Genomic DNA, 15,490 nt, shown 5'->3' with positions numbered 1-15,490 from the left:
ATGCCGACCCCTACCCCTACCTCCTGGTGGGCCCGTGCCGTGCGGCCGGTGAGGCCGCCGGTGCCGGTGGTGTTGATGGTGCGGGCGGCGGTGGGCATGGCGGTGCCGCTGGCGGTGGGGTTGTGGGCGCACCGGTTGGATCTGGGGGTGTTCGCCGGACTGGGGGCGATGCACGCGACGATGAACGACCGGCTGGAGCCGGTGCGGTTGCGGGCGGTCCGGATCGGGTCGGCGGTGGCGGCGTCGGCGGTGGGGATGCTGGCCGGTACGGCGTTGCAGCACGCTCATGCGGGTGTGCTGGTGCTCGGTGCGGGGTTGACCCTGACGGCGTTCGTGTCGGGGGCGTTGAGTGCGACGGGTCCGCGGGGGTCGGCGGCCGGGATGCTGTTGCTGGTGTCGGCGGCGTTGGGCAGTGGGATGCCGTTGCCGGGCCCGTGGTGGGCTGCGGCGCCGATGATGCTGGTGGGGGCCGCGTTCGTCGTGCTGCTGGGTCTGCCCGGTCGTGCGGCCGAGCCGAGCCGTCGGGCGCTGGCCGCCGTGTACGAGGCGCTCGGCCGTACTCTGGCCGACCTGGGCACCGCGCGGGGTGCGGAGTCCCGCCGGGTGCTGACGACCAGCCTGAACCGGTTGCAGGACCTGCTTCCCGAGCAGCACCGGACCGGGACGGCCCTGCGCCCGATGTACGAGGCGGCGCTGGCCGCCACCGAGGCCGCGACCGGCCTGCTGTGGGCCCGGCGCCCGGTGCCGCCGGAGGTGGCCGAGGTCGCGAACCGGTTGGCGCGGGCCGTACGGCAGGGCGGCGGCGAGGTGACGGTGCCCGACTGGCGGCCGGACACCCCGGCCCGTCAGGCGCTGGACGTGGCGTTGCGCGCCGCCGCCGACACCGTGGCCGGGCGCGAGACCCGCCTCGGCACCGCCCCCGCACCCCCGCCCGACCCCTGGCGGCTGAGGGGCCGGCTGTGGCGGGGCCCGTCGGTCCGGTACGGCCTGCGGGTCGCGCTGTGCATCGCGGTGGGCTCGGCGGTCACGGCCAACTACCCGCTCAGCAAGAGCTACTGGGTGCCGATGACGATCGCGTTCGTGCTGAAGCCGGACTTGGGTTCGGTGTTCCTGCGCGCGGTGAGCCGCGCGGTCGGCACGGTGCTGGGCGTGGTGGTGGCGGCGGCGCTGCTGTCGCTGACCACCCAGGAGTGGGCGCTGACCGCGGTGGCGGCCGGCTGCGTGGCCCTGCTGCCGTACGTGACGGCGGCGCACTACGGGCTGAACACGGTGGCGATGACGCCGATGGCACTGGTGCTGCTGCAGTTGGGCGGGCAGTCCGGTGCGGCCGAGTTCTGGCCGCGGGTGCTGGATTCCGTGCTGGCGAGTGTGATCGTGCTGCTCTTCGGCTACCTGCTGTGGCCGGAGCGCCCGCGCCACCGGATCGAGCCCCGGCTGGTCGCCGCGACGACCGCCCTGCGCGCCTACCTGGACGCCACCACCGGGAACGGCGGCGCCGAGGCCCAGGTCTGGCTGCGCCGTACGGCCTACCGGTCGTTGGCGGACGCCCGGCAGGAGGTGCGGCAGGGCCTGGCCGAGCCGCCGCCCACCGGCCGGCTGGCCGAGCAGTGGCTGCCGGCCACCGCCGCGCTGGAGCGGCTCGGCGGCGCGGTGGCGGCGTTCGCCGCGCAGATCCGGTACGGCGGCCGGGTGCCCGACCCCGTCGAGACCGAGCGGGTCCGCCGGGCGCTGGACGAACTGACCGCCGCCGCCCGGGAGCACCGCCCGCCGACCAGGCCGGCGGCCCGGCCGGACGCACCGCACGACCCGGCGCTCAGCGCGCTGGGCCGTGCGGCGGACGAGCTGGAACTGCTGCTCAGGAAGCCGTAGTCCCGAACTCCCGCTCGAGAAGCAGCAGTTCAGACCTGCTCGGCCAGCTCCAGCCAGCTCATCTCCAGCTCCTCCTTCTCCTCCCGGACGGCCCGCAGCTGCCCGTCCAGTTCGGCGACCTTGGAGAAGTCGGCGGCGTGCTCGGCGAGTTGGGCGTGCAGCTTGGACTCCTTCTCGTCCAGCTTGGCGATCTGCCGCTCGATCTTCTGCATCTCCTTCTTCGCCGCCCGCAGGTCCCCGCCGGACAGCGCCGGGGCGCCGCCCTCCTCGGCCACCGGAGTGCCGGCGGAGGCGGACGGGGAGGATGCGGGAGCAGCCGTGGCCGCCATCCGCGCCCGTCGCTCCAGGTACTCGTCCACCCCGCCGGGCAGCATCCGCATCTTCTTGTCGCCGAGCAGCGCGTGGACGACGTCCGTGGTGCGCTCGATGAAGAACCGGTCGTGGCTGATGACGACCATCGAGCCGGGCCAGCCGTCGAGCAGGTCCTCCAGCTGGTTGAGGGTCTCGATGTCCAGGTCGTTGGTGGGCTCGTCGAGGAACAGCACGTTGGGCTCGTCCATCAGCAGCCGCAGCAGCTGGAGCCGGCGCCGCTCGCCGCCGGAGAGGTCGCCGACGGGCGTCCACTGCTTGTCCTTGCCGAAGCCGAACTGCTCGCACAGCTGGCCGGCGCTCATCTCGCGGCCCTTGCCGAGGTCGACCCGCGAGCGGACCTGCTCGACGGCCTGCAGCACCCGGATCTCCGGGTCCAGTTCGGCGATCTCCTGGGACAGGTAGGCCAGTCGTACGGTCTTGCCGACCTTGACCACGCCCGAGGAGGGCTGCACGTCGCCCTCGGAGACGTACGCGTCCCGGAGCGCCCGCAGCAGCGAGGTCTTGCCGGCGCCGTTGACGCCGAGCAGGCCGATCCGGTCGCCGGGGCCGAGCTGCCAGGTGAGGTTCTCGAGCAGCAGCTTGGGGCCGGCCTTGACGGTGACGTTCTCCAGGTCGAAGACGGTCTTGCCGAGCCGGGCGTTGGCGAACTTCATCAGCTCGCTCTTGTCGCGGGGGTCCGGCACGTCGGCGATCAGGGCGTTGGCGGCCTCGATCCGGTAGCGCGGCTTGGAGGTGCGGGCGGGGGCGCCGCGGCGCAGCCAGGCGAGCTCCTTGCGGGCGAGGTTCTGGCGCTTCTGCTCCTCGACGGCCTCGATCCGGGAGCGCTCGGCGCGGGCGAAGACGTAGTCGGAGTAGCCGCCTTCGTACTCGTGCACCTCGCCGTGCTGGACGTCCCACATCCGGGTGCAGACCTGGTCGAGGAACCACCGGTCGTGGGTGACGCAGACCAGTGCGGAGCGGCGCTTCTGGAGGTGCTGGGCGAGCCAGTTGATGCCCTCGACGTCGAGGTGGTTGGTGGGCTCGTCGAGGATGACCAGCTCGGGGGAGCCGAGCAGCAGCTTGGCGAGGGCGATCCGGCGGCGCTCGCCACCGGAGAGCGGGCCGATGACGGTGTCCAGGCCGTCGGCGAAGCCGGGCAGGTCGAGGCCGCCGAAGAGCCCTTCGATGATGTCGCGGATCCGGGCGTCGCCGAGCCACTCGTGGTCGGCGCGGCCGGCGATGACCTCGTGCCGGATGGTGGCCTCGGGGTCGAGCGAGTCGTGCTGGGTGAGGACGGCCGGTTCGAGGCCGCCGCTCCAGGTGATCCGGCCGCGGTCGGGCTCCTCCAGCTTGGCGAGCATCCGGATCAGGGTGGTCTTGCCGTCGCCGTTGCGGCCGACGACGCCGATCCGGTCGCCCTCGCTCACGCCCAGGCTCACCGCGTCGAGCAGGGTGCGGGTGCCGTAGACCTTCGTGACGGACTCGATGGTGGCGAGGTTGACGGCCACGTGTGCTGCGCTCCTGGGTTCGGCGGTCGGGGTGGGCCCAGCCCGCCCCTCTCTCGGGGACGCCCCGATCACCCCAGCCTAATGGGCTGGCCGCGACACCCCCGCCGCACGAGCGGCACCCTCGCCCCGCGAGCAGCGCCCCCGCCGCACGAGCGGCACCCTCGCCCCGCGAGCAGCGCCCCCGCCGCACGAGCGGCACCCTCGCCCCGCGAGCAACACCCTCTCCCCACAAGCGGCACCCTCACCGGACGAGACGCCCCGCGAGCGCACCCTCACCGGGCGAGACGCCGCACGAGCGGCACCCGCACCGCGAGCGGTCCCCGGACCTCCCTAGACCACCGACGCCCCCGGCACCGGCCCGTACGTGGCGTGCGCGGCCCTGCAGGAGCCGGAGGCCAGCAGTGCCGCGGCGACGGCGGTGGCCGCCTCGGCGTCCTTGGCCAGGAAGGCGCAGGTCGGCCCGGAGCCGGAGACCAGGGCGCCGAGCGCGCCGGCCTCGGTGCCGGCCCGCAGGGTGGCGGCCAGTGCGGGGCGCAGCGAGAGCGCGGCGGGCTGGAGGTCGTTGGTGAGCGCGGCGGCCAGGGCGACGGCGTCGCCTTCGGCGAGGGCGGCGAGCAGCGCCCGGTCGGCGTCGGGCGTGGGCACCTGGACGTCGCTGGAGCCGGTGCCGGCCTCCTCGCGGAGCCGGTCGCACTCGCGGAAGACGGCGGGGGTGGAGAGTCCGCCGTCGGCGACCGCGAAGACCCAGTGGAAGGTGCCCTCGGTCGGCAGCGGCGCGAGGATCTCGCCCCGGCCGCGGCCCAGCGCGACGCCGCCGAGCAGGGCGAACGGCACGTCGGAGCCGAGTTCGGCGGCGAGGTCGAGCAGCACCGGGAGGGGGGTGTCCAGCTGCCACAGCGCGTCGCAGGCGACCAGTGCGGCGGCGCCGTCGGCGCTGCCGCCGGCCATGCCGCCGGCCACCGGGATGGCCTTGGCGATGTGCAGGTGCACGCCGGGGTCGGCGATGCCGTGGTGGGCGGCGAGCAGCCGGGCGGCGCGGGCGGCGAGGTTGCTGTCGTCGAGCGGGACGGCGTCGGCGTCCGGCCCGGAGCAGCTCAGCGTGACGCCCTCGCCGGGGGTCGCGGTGACCTCGTCACCCAGCGCGACCGCGAAGAAGACGTTGGCCAGGTCGTGGAAGCCGTCGGCGCGCAGGCCGCCGACCCCCAGCTGGACGTTGACCTTGGCCGGTACCCGTACGGTGATCACTCACTGTCCTTCGCGGGCTTGTGCTCGGCGATCGCGGCGAACTGTTCCACGGTCAGCATCTCGCCGCGCAGCTTGTGGTCGATGCCGGCGGCCGCGAGCGCCTGCTCGGCCCCGGCGGCGGAGCCCGCCCAGCCGGCCAGTGCGGCGCGCAGGGTCTTGCGGCGCTGGGCGAACGCGGCGTCGACCACCGCGAACACCTCGGTCCGGCTGGCGGTGGTCTTCGGCGGCTCGCGGCGGACCAGCGAGACCAGTCCGGAGTCGACGTTGGGGGCGGGCCAGAACACGTTCCGGCCGATGGCGCCGGCCCGCTTCACCTCGGCGTACCAGTTGGCCTTGACCGACGGGACGCCGTACACCTTGTTGCCCGGCTTGGCGGCGAGCCGGTCGGCGACCTCGCTCTGCACCATCACCAGGGTCCGCTCGATGCTGGGGAAGGTCGCCAGCATGTGCAGCAGGACGGGCACGGCCACGTTGTACGGCAGGTTGGCGACCAGCGCGGTGGGCGCCGGGCCGGGCAGCTCGGTGACCTCCATGGCGTCGCTGAACACCAGGTCGAAGGCGTCGGCCTTGCCGGGCATCCGGGCCGCGACGGTGTCCGGCAGGTGCTGGGCGAGCACCGGGTCGATCTCGACCGCGGTGACGTGCCGGGCCACCTCCAGCAGCGCCAGGGTGAGCGAGCCGAGGCCGGGCCCGACCTCCACCACGGCGTCCTGCTCCGTCACCTCGGCGGCCCGGACGATCCGCCGTACGGTGTTGCCGTCGATGACGAAGTTCTGCCCGCGCTGCTTGGTCGGCTTCACGCCGAACGCGGCCGCCAGCTCGCGGATGTCGGCGGCGCCCAGCAGGTGGCTGTCAGGGGTGGGGTCGGTGGTGCTCACGCGCCAAGGATACGGGCGCACGGGGTGCCGTCCGGACGCGCCGATCCCGATGTCACGCCTCAGTAGCCGAAGGCCCGCGCCGTGTTCGCCGCGATCGCCGCCGACAGCTCGTCCTCGTGCAGCCCCAGGGTGGCGGCCATCGAGCGGACCGTGACCGGGATCAGGTAGGGCGCGTTGGGCCGCCCCCGGTACGGGTGCGGGGTGAGGAAGGGCGCGTCGGTCTCGACCAGGATCCGGTCGAGCGGGGTGGCGAGCAGCGCGTCGCGCAGCGGCTGGTTGGCCTTGAAGGTGACCGGGCCGGCGAAGGACAGGTACCAGCCGTGCTCGGCGCAGACCTTCGCCATCGCGGCGTCGCCGGAGTAGCAGTGGAAGACGGTCCGCTCCGGGGCGCCCTCGGCCAGCAGGACGGCGATGACGTCCTCGTGGGCGTCGCGGTCGTGGATGACCAGCGCCTTGCCGTGCCGCTTGGCCATCTCGATGTGGCGGCGGAACGACTCCTTCTGGATCTCCACCCCCTCCGGCCCGGTGCGGAAGTAGTCCAGTCCGGTCTCGCCGACGGCGCGGACCTGTGGCAGGGCGGCCAGCGCGTCGATCTCGGCGAGCGCCTCGTCCAGCGCCGCCTGCCCGCCCGCGCGCCGCTGCTGGCCGGACCAGCCGTCGGCGTCGCCGAGGAAGATCCGCGGCGCCTCGTTGGGGTGCAGGGCGACGGCCGCGTGCACCTGCTCGTACTGCGCCGCCAGCTCGGCGGCCCAGCGCGAGCCGGGCACGTCGCAGCCCACCTGGACGACCGTGCCGACGCCGACCGAGGCGGCCCGGGCGAGCCCCTCGGCCGGGCTGCCGGCCTGCATGTCGAGGTGGGTGTGCGAGTCGGCCACCGCCACGGCCAGGGGTGCCGGCAGCGGCGGCGGCGTCGACCGGTCGTCGTCCTTCTTGGCCATCAGGAGGCGGGCTTCTCTTCGAGGCGCGGGAACAGGATCTCGCCCTTGGTGACGGTGGCACCGGCGGGCAGCCGGCCCCAGTCACCGGCGGTGGCGACGCGCTGGTCGGCGAGCGCGCCGAGGCCCTCGGCGGCGCCCAGCGAGGTCCACAGCTTCTCGGCGGTGGACGGCATCACCGGGTTGAGCAGCACGGCGGTGCCGCGCAGCGCCTCGGCGGCGGTGTAGAGGATGGTGGCCAGGCGGGCCTGCCCCTGCTCGGACTCGTCCTTGGCGACCTTCCACGGCTCCTGGGTGGTGAGGTAGCCGTTGACCTGCTTGACGAACTCGAAGATCGCCGCGAGGCCGCCGGCGAAGTCCAGCTCCTCGCCGATCTTCGCGTCGGCGGCGGCGACGGCTGCGGCCAGCCCGTCCGCGACGGCCTGCTCGGCCTCGCCCGCGGCGGTGGCGGCCGGCAGCGCCCCGCCGAAGTACTTGCCGACCATCGCGGCGACCCGGGAGGCCAGGTTGCCGAAGTCGTTGGCCAGCTCGGAGGTGTAGCGGGCGGTGAAGTCCTCCCAGGAGAACGAGCCGTCCGTGCCGAACGGGATCGCCCGCAGGAAGTAGTAGCGGTAGGCGTCCACGCCGAAGTGCGAGGTGAGGTCGGTGGGCGCGATGCCGGTCAGGTTGGACTTGGACATCTTCTCGCCGCCGACCATCAGCCAGCCGTTGGCGACGACCCGCTTGGGCAGCGGCAGGCCCGCGGCCATCAGCATGGCCGGCCAGATCACCGCGTGGAAGCGCAGGATGTCCTTGCCGACGAGGTGGACGGAGGCCGGCCACAGCTCGGCGAAGCGCTCCGGGTCGCTGCCGTAGCCGGCCGCGGTGATGTAGTTCTGCAGCGCGTCCACCCAGACGTAGAGGACGTGCTTCTCGTCCCAGGGCAGCGGCACGCCCCAGTTGAAGGTGGAGCGGGAGATCGAGAGGTCCTTGAGGTCCTGCTCGACGAAGCGCAGCACCTCGTTGCGGGCCGAGGCCGGCTGGATGAAGTCGGGGTTGGCGGCGTAGAACTCCAGCAGCCGCTCGCCGTAGGCGGACAGCCGGAAGAAGTAGTTCTCCTCCTCCAGCCACTCGACCGGCTTCTTGTGGACGGAGCAGAGCTTCTCGTCCTCGGTGGCGCCGTCGAGCAGTTCGGCGGGGAGCTTGAACTCCTCGCAGCCGACGCAGTACGGGCCGGAGTAGCCGCCCTTGTAGATCTCGCCCTTGTCGAACAGGTCCTGGACGAACTCCTGCACCCGGGCGGTGTGCCGCTCCTCGGTGGTGCGGATGAAGTCGTCGTTGGCGATCTCCAGGTGCCGCCAGAGCGGCTTCCAGGCCTCCTCGACCAGCTTGTCGCACCACTCCTGCGGGCTGACGCCGTTGGCCTCGGCGGTCCGCATGATCTTCTGACCGTGCTCGTCGGTGCCGGTCAGGTACCACACCTTCTCGCCGCGCTGGCGGTGCCAGCGGGTGAGGACGTCGCCCGCCACGGTGGTGTACGCGTGGCCCAGGTGGGGACGGTCGTTGACGTAGTAGATCGGAGTGGAAACGTAGAACGCCGGGGCGCTCGCCCCGGTGGTGCTGTGGTCTGCAGTGGCCGCCATGGTCGGAAAGCTTAGTCGGGCCCGAACACACCCTTGAACCGAATAACCCGGGGCCGCCCGCACGACCGCCGGACGAACCGGGGGCGCCCGCCCGACCGCCGGACGGACCGGGGCCGCCCGCCGCACTGCTCGCGGCGGGCGGCCCCGGCTGCGCTCCCCGGGCCGGCGGTCAGCCCAGCAGCCGCGACCAGAACCGGGCCCAGCGTCCGCGCGGCCGGGTGGGTTCGGACACCGGGGGCGCCCCGGCCGGCTCGGCGTGCGCCGGGTAGCCGGGAGCGTGCTGCCAGGGCTGGTCGGCGGAGGCCACCCGGCCCTCGCGCATGATCCGGACGGTGTGGCCACCGCAGCCCGGGCAGGTCGGCTTGAGCAACGGGGACGGCACCCGGACGCCGTTGGCGTGGTACTCGAACACGATGTGGCCGTCCTTGGCCATGTGGTGCTCGATGTCGTACGCCTGCTCCCAGCCGTACCCGCAGCGCAGGCAGGCGAAGGAGTAGGCCTCCCGTACGGTCTCGACGGGAGTGTGCGCCCGCCCCGCCAGGCCGGGGGCGCTCAGCGCGTTGCCACTGCGGGGGCTACCGATCGTGTCGCTCATAGCCGTCTCCCAGTGCCCGTCGGGCGCTCGCCCGGCTGGGTCTTTCCATTCCAGCAAATGCCCGGACCGCTGCGCCCGACGCCCTTCTTGTGAAGACTTGGATGCGGGTTGGGGAGTCCTATACGAAAGGCCTCCCGGGGCCTCGTCAACGCGGCCGAACCTTCAGCTCAGCGGGCGTTTAGCCGGGCCTTCACTCCAAGGTACGACTCCCCGCCCGCCTCGCAACCCCCGGAATTCACCCCTTTTTCAGGGCCGCGCCGGAAGCGTCCTTCTTGGCCGCCACCACCGCGTCGAAGACCTCCCGCTTGGGCACGGACAGTTCGACCGCGACCGCCGCGATGGCCTCCTTGCGCCGCTCCCCGGCCTCCTCCCGGACGGCCACCAGCCGGGCCAGCTCGGCCGGGGTCAGCTCCTGGGGCGCGGCCGGCGGGGCGCCCGCGACCACGACGGTGATCTCACCCTTGACGCCTTCCGCCGCCCAGGCCGCCAGCTCGCCGATCGGCCCGCGCTTGACCTCCTCGTAGGTCTTGGTGAGCTCCCGGCACACCGCGGCCGGCCGCTCCGGTCCGAAGGCCTCGGCCATCGCGGCCAGCGCGTCGGCGATCCGGTGCGGGGCCTCGAAGAAGACCATGGTGCGCGGCTCGGCGGCGACCGAGGCCAGCTGCCGGGCCCGGTCGCCGGTCTTGCGCGGCAGGAAGCCCTCGAAGGTGAAGCGGTCGACCGGCAGGCCGGACAGTGCGAGCGCGGTGAGCACGGCGGACGGCCCGGGCACCGCGGTGACCTTCACCTCCGCCTCGACGGCCGCCGCCACCAGCCGGTAGCCGGGGTCGGAGACCGAGGGCATCCCGGCGTCGGTGACCAGCAGCACCCGGGCGCCGCCGAGCAGCGCCTCGACCAGCTCGGGGGTGCGGCCGACCTCGTTGCCCTCGAAGTAGGAGACGACCCGCCCCGCCGGTGTCACCCCGAGCGCCTGGGTGAGCCGGCGCAGCCGCCGGGTGTCCTCGGCCGCGATCACGTCGGCCGTGGCCAGTTCGGTGACCAGCCGGGGCGGGGCGTCCGAGACGTCGCCGATGGGGGTGCCTGCGAGAACGAGTACTCCTGTCACGGGCCCCATCCTTGCAGTTCCGCGCCGCCGGGGCTTTTGGTGACGATTCGGGCAGCTTGCGAGGGACCGCTCACACGTACGAGGAGCGCCCCTACGATGTGGCGGATGAACGGCGACACGGCGGCGCAGGCGCCCACTGGTACGGACCACTCCGCGCAGGGCGGTGCCGGCCTGCCGTCCCCCCGCTCACCCGGATCAGCCGGATCACCCGGATCAGCCGGATCGGCCGGATCACCGCTGGACTGGCGGCAGCGCCTGGCCGGGTTCGGCTACCGCACCCGCCCGGCCGGCACCCTCACCGAGCGCCTGGTGCCGCCGATGCCGGACGGCCCCCGGGTCACGCCGCCGGACGTCCCGCAGTCCTCGCTGCTGCTGCGCCTGGGCCTGCGGCTGCCGCAGGGCCTCTGGTACTTCCTGTGCCGCTGGTCCGGCTGGCTGGGCCCGATCGCGGTGGCGGTCTTCGCCGGACTGCTGCGGTTCACCGACCTCGGCCAGCCGAACGCGATCATCTTCGACGAGACGTACTACGCCAAGGACGCCTACGCGCTCTGGCACGGCGGCTACGAGATCAACTGGCCGGAGGACGCCAACACGACGCTCATGACGCCGGGCGCGGCCGTCCCCTACCGCCCGATGGCGTCGTACGTGGTGCACCCGCCGGTCGGCAAGTGGATCATCGGCGCCGGCGAGCAGCTGTTCGGCATGCACCCCTTCGGCTGGCGCTTCTCGGTGGCCCTGCTCGGCACCCTGTCGGTGCTGATGCTGGCCCGGATCGCCCGCCGGATGTTCCGCTCCACCCTGCTGGGCTGCGTGGCCGGCCTGCTGCTCTCGGTGGACGGCCTGCACCTGGTGCTCAGCCGGACGGCGCTGCTCGACCTGGTGGTGATGTTCTGGATGCTCGCCGCCTTCGGCTTCCTGCTGCTGGACCGCGACCGCACCCGGGCCCGGCTGGCCGCCCGGCTGGGCGGGGTGGAGGACCCGCTGCTCGCCCAGCGGCTCAACCTGGGCTGGCGCCCGTACCGGATCGCGGCCGGCGTCTGCGTCGGCCTGACCTGCGCCACCAAGTGGAGCGGCCTGTACGTCGCGGCGGCCTTCGGCGTGCTGACGGTGCTCTGGGACGTCGGCGCCCGTCGGCTGGCCGGCGCCCCGCGGCCGTACCTGGCGGTGCTGGCCCGGGACGTGGTGCCCGCCTTCGTGTCGGTCGTCGTGGTCTCGGTGGCCGTCTACCTGGCCTCCTGGTGGGGCTGGTTCGCCAGCAGCAACGCGCCCGGTCGGGGCGGCTGGGGCCGGGACTGGGCGGTCGGCCGCACCACCGACTACCCGTGGATACCCGAGGGCCTGCGCGCCCTGTGGCACTACCACTCGACGGTCTACGAGTTCCACACCCACCTGACCGACCCCCACACCTACCAGTCCAACCCGTGGTCCTGGCTGGTGCTGGGCCGCCCGGTCTCCTTCTACTACGAGTCCCCCAAGCTCGGCCAGAACGGCTGCACCGTCGCCGACTGCGCCCGCGAGGTGCTGGGCATCGGCACCCCGCTGCTGTGGTGGACGGGCGTGCTGGCGCTGGTCTACTGCCTGTGGCGGTGGGTGTTCCGCCGGGACTGGCGGGCCGGCGCGCTGCTGTGCGGCCTGGCCGCCGGCTACCTGCCGTGGTTCCTCTACCAGCAGCGGACGATCTTCCTCTTCTACGCGGTGGTGTTCGTCCCGTTCCTGGTGCTCGCCGTGACGATGCTGATCGGTGCCCTGATCGGGCCGCCCGGCGCCTCCCGGGACCGCCGGATCATCGGGTCGGCGGCGGCCGGGCTGCTGGTGCTGCTGATCGTCTGGAACTTCCTGTACTTCTTCCCGCTGTTCACCGGCGAGACCATCCCGCTGCAGGACTGGCGCTCCCGGATGTGGTTCAACAGCTGGATCTAGCAGGCGAAACGGCCCACCGCTCAGCCAGGCTCGCCCGTCGTCAGCTGTCGTTGTTGGTCATCATTGGCTGCCATCGGACGGCCCCCAGGCGGCCCAGGACCAGGCCCCAGCGGATGGGCTGCCCAAGCCGCTTACGGCGGCCGTAGGGGGCCCCTACAGTGGTGCGTACCAGTTAGCCGAATCTGGAGCGTGGAAGCCATGGACGGGAAGACCGACCGAGTTGAGCGGACGATCCGTGAGCGGATCAAGACCGGCGAACTGGCGGCGGGCGCGAAGCTGCCATCTGAGCGCACGTTGGTGACCGACCTGGACGCCAGCCGAACCACGGTCCGGCTCGTGCTGGCGAGGCTCGCGGCCGAAGGCCTGATCGAAGCTCAGCACGGACGCGGCTACTTCGTCACCAAGTCCAAGGTGGGGCACCGAAGCGTGAGTGCTCAGGGCGAGCTTGAGCCGTGGCGCATCCACGGCGAGCGGACGATCTATGACAACCCGTGGGTGAAGCTCACCCTGGTGGACGTGGAACCGCCGGGGGTCGAGCGGTACGAGAGCCACGTCGTCCGGCTTCACCACGTGGCGATCACGGCCGTGGTGGACGACCAGGACAGGGTCCTGATGCTGTGGCGCTACCGGTTCGTCCCGAAGAAGTGGGGCTGGGAACTCCCCGGCGGCATCGTGGACGCCGGCGAGGACGCGGCGACAGCTGCCGCACGGGAGGTCGAAGAAGAAACCGGCTGGCGCCCCACCAAGCTCCAGCACGCCGTGACCTTCCAACCGATGGTGGGCATGGTCGACTCCCCTCACGAGATCTTCGTGGGACAGGGCGCAACGCTCATCGGTGACCCCACGGACGAGGAAGAAGCCGGACGGATCGAGTGGATTCCGCTGGCCGACATCCCCAGCCTGATGGCCCAGGACAAGCTGCAAGGCTCCGGCACGCTGGTGGCGCTCCTCCACGTCCTCGCGTCTCGCGCTGGCGGGCTCACACCCTCCGAGTGAGCTGCTCGATCCGCCTCCTGGTCCTGACCGAACCCGTTCGGTTGGCCAGGAGGCGGGCCTGTTGCAAGTGCTCCTTCGCCTGCCCGAACTCCCCGCGCACCAGGTGCGCTTGAGCGAGGTCGCACCGCAGCCCTGCCGTCGCCCGGATGAACGCCGGGTCCATCTGCGACAAGGCCGTGTAGAGCTCGGCCACGGCGTCATCCTCGCCGAGCATGGCCAGCGCGTTGCCGCGCCAGCGGGCCAGGTGGTTGGCGTTCAGGAAGATGCTCGCCATCTCCGGATCGCGGCTCTCATTGCCGTCCGGGAGCACCGACGCGGCCTGGTCGAGTGCCCGTCGGCAGTCGTCGGCCAGACCGGCCTTCGCGCACATCTCCGCCTCCGCCGCCAGGAGCCAGGCAGCAAGCCGCGGGGACACCTTCGAGCCTCCGGTTCGCCGGGCGTCCCGGACCAGGTCCACGGCCATCTGCACCCGTCCGGCATCGACCAGTACGTACGCCTGCTCAGCCATCGCGTGAGCAAGGTACATCGGCGCCTCCGCCTCCGCAGCCGCCCTCTTCCCCAGCTCGTAGTGCCGCCAGGCTCGTTCCACCGCGCCCACGTCGAGGGCCTGCCAGGCGGCGAGCGTGGCTGCCCCGGCCAGCGCTTTGGCCACCGGCCGGCGGGCGTCCGGCAGGACGGCGAAGGTCAACGCGTCCTCCAACGAGTCGAGGTGCGCCCGCATCTGGTCGACCAGCGCCGCGGCTCCCATCTGCCGGTCGAAGCTGCGGAGTAGCTCGGTCTGGTTCAGGAAGGCGTCGACCATCCCCAGGCTGACGGTCCGGGCGGAGTCGATGCGCCCGAGAAGTTCGGCATAGCCGTCCGCCGCTGGCTGAGCACCCGCAGGCGGCTCGCCGAACAGCTCGTCGTCCGTCATGCCCAGCAGCGCCCGGAGGATCGCCCTGTAGGTCTCCGAGACCGTCCGGCGACCGTTCTCCCACTCCGAGACGTAGACCCGGAGGCTCGCCGGAGTCGCTACGTCGACCAAGTGCCGCTCCGCGTAGCTGCCCACCTCCCGCACCAGCCGGTCCTGCGACCAACCGCGCCCCTTCCGGGCCTGCCGTAGACGCTCTGACACGTGCTCACCCCTGCCGTGGTGATGCTGCTTTCCAGCCAGCATCCCCCATTCGACGGCGCTGCACTGGGGGTTAACAAAACTGGGTTAACCCCTGCTGGCTACCGGGTTGTTGGCCCACGTCGTTCCATAGAGACGTGGCCGGAACTGACGGACACGCAGCGAGCCACTTGACCACTGGTGCGCACCAGTTGCAGACTACTGGTGCGCACCAGTTGAGAGGCCGGTTCGACCGGTCGACGGTGCCCGCAAAGGCCCAGGTAGCAGCAGTGGGAGCGACGCCCAATCCGCCAAGAAAGACCGTCGCCCCCACCCCCAGTGAAGGGACTTCCATCATGCACGCAGCTCTCACCAACCAGCGAGTTTCGACCGGCGCCCTCCAGTCCGGCGTGGACATGTTCGGGGACAAGGACCGGACGGAGACGGCGCCGCGCGTGGCCATCCAGGTCACGCTGAACCCGTCGTTCGCGGAGATCCTCGGCCTGCTGATCTTCAACGTCTGCGAACTGACGGAGGAGGAGGCCGCCGACGACGCGGCGGTCCTGGAGACGCTGCGGTTCGAGCTGTGCAGCTCCTCCTACGCCAAGATCACGGACGGCGGGGTCACGGCGATGGACTACTTCACCGGCCGTCGCCCCTACCCGGCTCCGTCCTACCTGCGGACCCTGGGGCACGCCGTCACCCGGGTCTTCGGAGTCGCTCCCGACGAGGCGTTCGCCGCCCGCGAGAGCGCCGCCCGGTGGGTGCGCGTACCCGCCGGTGCCCTGCCCGCTGACCGCTGCAGGGTCTGAGCGCTCACTGACACTCACGGGCGCTCACGGCCCGCTCACCCGGCCGCCCGGCCGACCCCGGTTTCAACCCCGGTCGGCTCCGTTTCAGGGGCACGCCGAGGCGGTGAACACCCGACCGTTCACCGCCGCTCACGGAACCGTTCCCGGCGTTATCCGCCGACCGTTCCCGCGCTCACGGGAAGCGTTCCCGCCCCGTTCCCCCAAGCATCGGTCGCCCCCTGACCAGGCGTCACGGCCCGACCGCTACCCGACTCGCTCACCGGTGAACATCCCGGCCGTTCACCGGTGAGCACCCCGACTCCAGCCCGACTCCCGACTCTTGCAGGAGTAGCTGTGACCAGCCAGAACGGGGCCGACTCCCGCCCCCAGGAACCTCCACCACCCGGACCTGAAACCCGGGCCGCCACCGCTGAAACCGGCGCCCCTGGACCCGAAACCGGCGCTGCCGTGAGCGGTGAACGCCCCGCCGTGAGCGCCGTCCAGTCGGGTGCTCACCGCCCCGTTCACCCCGCCGGTGAAGCGTTCACCGGCGCGGTTGAAGCTCCGGACCTTGCCCTTGAAACG

General features: G+C 72.5%; 12 protein-coding genes. 4 read left to right on the top strand and 8 right to left on the bottom strand.

Annotated elements, in window-relative coordinates:
* The first annotated feature begins 60 nt into the window (after positions 1-60).
* Positions 61-1,869, top strand: coding sequence for an FUSC family protein (locus ACZ47G_RS18580; RefSeq protein ID WP_465743908.1), 1,809 nt, complete (start codon positions 61-63; stop codon positions 1,867-1,869).
* A gap of 29 nt (positions 1,870-1,898) precedes the next feature.
* Here the strand turns inward: ACZ47G_RS18580 and ACZ47G_RS18575 are convergent, their stop codons facing one another.
* The 7 genes from ACZ47G_RS18575 to rsmI all read right to left on the bottom strand — a co-directional run bounded on the left by ACZ47G_RS18575 (position 1,899) and on the right by rsmI (position 10,108).
* Positions 1,899-3,728 (bottom strand): ABC-F family ATP-binding cassette domain-containing protein, encoded by a 1,830-nt coding sequence (locus ACZ47G_RS18575; RefSeq protein ID WP_465743906.1) that lies wholly within the window; start codon positions 3,726-3,728, stop codon positions 1,899-1,901.
* A gap of 330 nt (positions 3,729-4,058) precedes the next feature.
* On the bottom strand, positions 4,059-4,973 hold the full coding sequence (locus ACZ47G_RS18570; RefSeq protein WP_465743904.1) for a 4-(cytidine 5'-diphospho)-2-C-methyl-D-erythritol kinase: 915 nt from the start codon (positions 4,971-4,973) through the stop codon (positions 4,059-4,061).
* The gene (gene rsmA, locus ACZ47G_RS18565) at positions 4,970-5,851 is read right to left on the bottom strand and encodes a 16S rRNA (adenine(1518)-N(6)/adenine(1519)-N(6))-dimethyltransferase RsmA (RefSeq protein WP_380457208.1); all 882 of its coding nucleotides are present in this window, start codon (positions 5,849-5,851) and stop codon (positions 4,970-4,972) included. Before rsmA ends, ACZ47G_RS18570 begins: the two co-directional genes overlap by 4 nt.
* A 59-nt stretch (positions 5,852-5,910) precedes the next feature.
* Positions 5,911-6,789 (bottom strand): TatD family hydrolase, encoded by an 879-nt coding sequence (locus tag ACZ47G_RS18560; RefSeq protein ID WP_465743901.1) that lies wholly within the window; start codon positions 6,787-6,789, stop codon positions 5,911-5,913.
* Positions 6,789-8,408, bottom strand: a complete 1,620-nt coding sequence (metG, locus tag ACZ47G_RS18555) for a methionine--tRNA ligase (protein ID WP_465743899.1) — start codon at positions 8,406-8,408, stop codon at positions 6,789-6,791. Before metG ends, ACZ47G_RS18560 begins: the two co-directional genes overlap by 1 nt.
* A gap of 169 nt (positions 8,409-8,577) precedes the next feature.
* Positions 8,578-9,003, bottom strand: a complete 426-nt coding sequence (locus tag ACZ47G_RS18550) for a hypothetical protein (RefSeq protein WP_465743897.1) — start codon at positions 9,001-9,003, stop codon at positions 8,578-8,580.
* 235 nt (positions 9,004-9,238) lie between these two features.
* A complete protein-coding gene (gene rsmI, locus ACZ47G_RS18545) occupies positions 9,239-10,108 on the bottom strand; it encodes a 16S rRNA (cytidine(1402)-2'-O)-methyltransferase (RefSeq protein ID WP_465743895.1) in 870 nt (289 codons plus the stop codon).
* A 96-nt stretch (positions 10,109-10,204) separates the two neighbouring features.
* On the opposite strand from rsmI, the gene ACZ47G_RS18540 reads away from it, so the two are divergent.
* The gene (locus ACZ47G_RS18540; protein WP_465743893.1) at positions 10,205-12,028 is read left to right on the top strand and encodes a dolichyl-phosphate-mannose--protein mannosyltransferase; all 1,824 of its coding nucleotides are present in this window, start codon (positions 10,205-10,207) and stop codon (positions 12,026-12,028) included.
* A gap of 198 nt (positions 12,029-12,226) precedes the next feature.
* Complete coding sequence (locus ACZ47G_RS18535; protein ID WP_465743891.1) at positions 12,227-13,024, top strand: NUDIX domain-containing protein; 798 nt, start codon at positions 12,227-12,229, stop codon at positions 13,022-13,024.
* Here the strand turns inward: ACZ47G_RS18535 and ACZ47G_RS18530 are convergent.
* Positions 13,008-14,081, bottom strand: coding sequence for an XRE family transcriptional regulator (locus ACZ47G_RS18530; protein WP_465743987.1), 1,074 nt, complete (start codon positions 14,079-14,081; stop codon positions 13,008-13,010). The two genes, ACZ47G_RS18535 and ACZ47G_RS18530, sit on opposite strands and share 17 nt — an antisense overlap.
* 389 nt (positions 14,082-14,470) lie before the next feature.
* On the opposite strand from ACZ47G_RS18530, the gene ACZ47G_RS18525 reads away from it, so the two are divergent.
* Positions 14,471-14,926 (top strand): hypothetical protein, encoded by a 456-nt coding sequence (locus ACZ47G_RS18525; protein WP_465743890.1) that lies wholly within the window; start codon positions 14,471-14,473, stop codon positions 14,924-14,926.
* Positions 14,927-15,490 lie beyond the last annotated feature (564 nt).

This window comes from Kitasatospora sp. NPDC030952, assembly GCF_055571335.1.
This window is presented reverse-complemented; position numbering and strand designations above follow the sequence as displayed.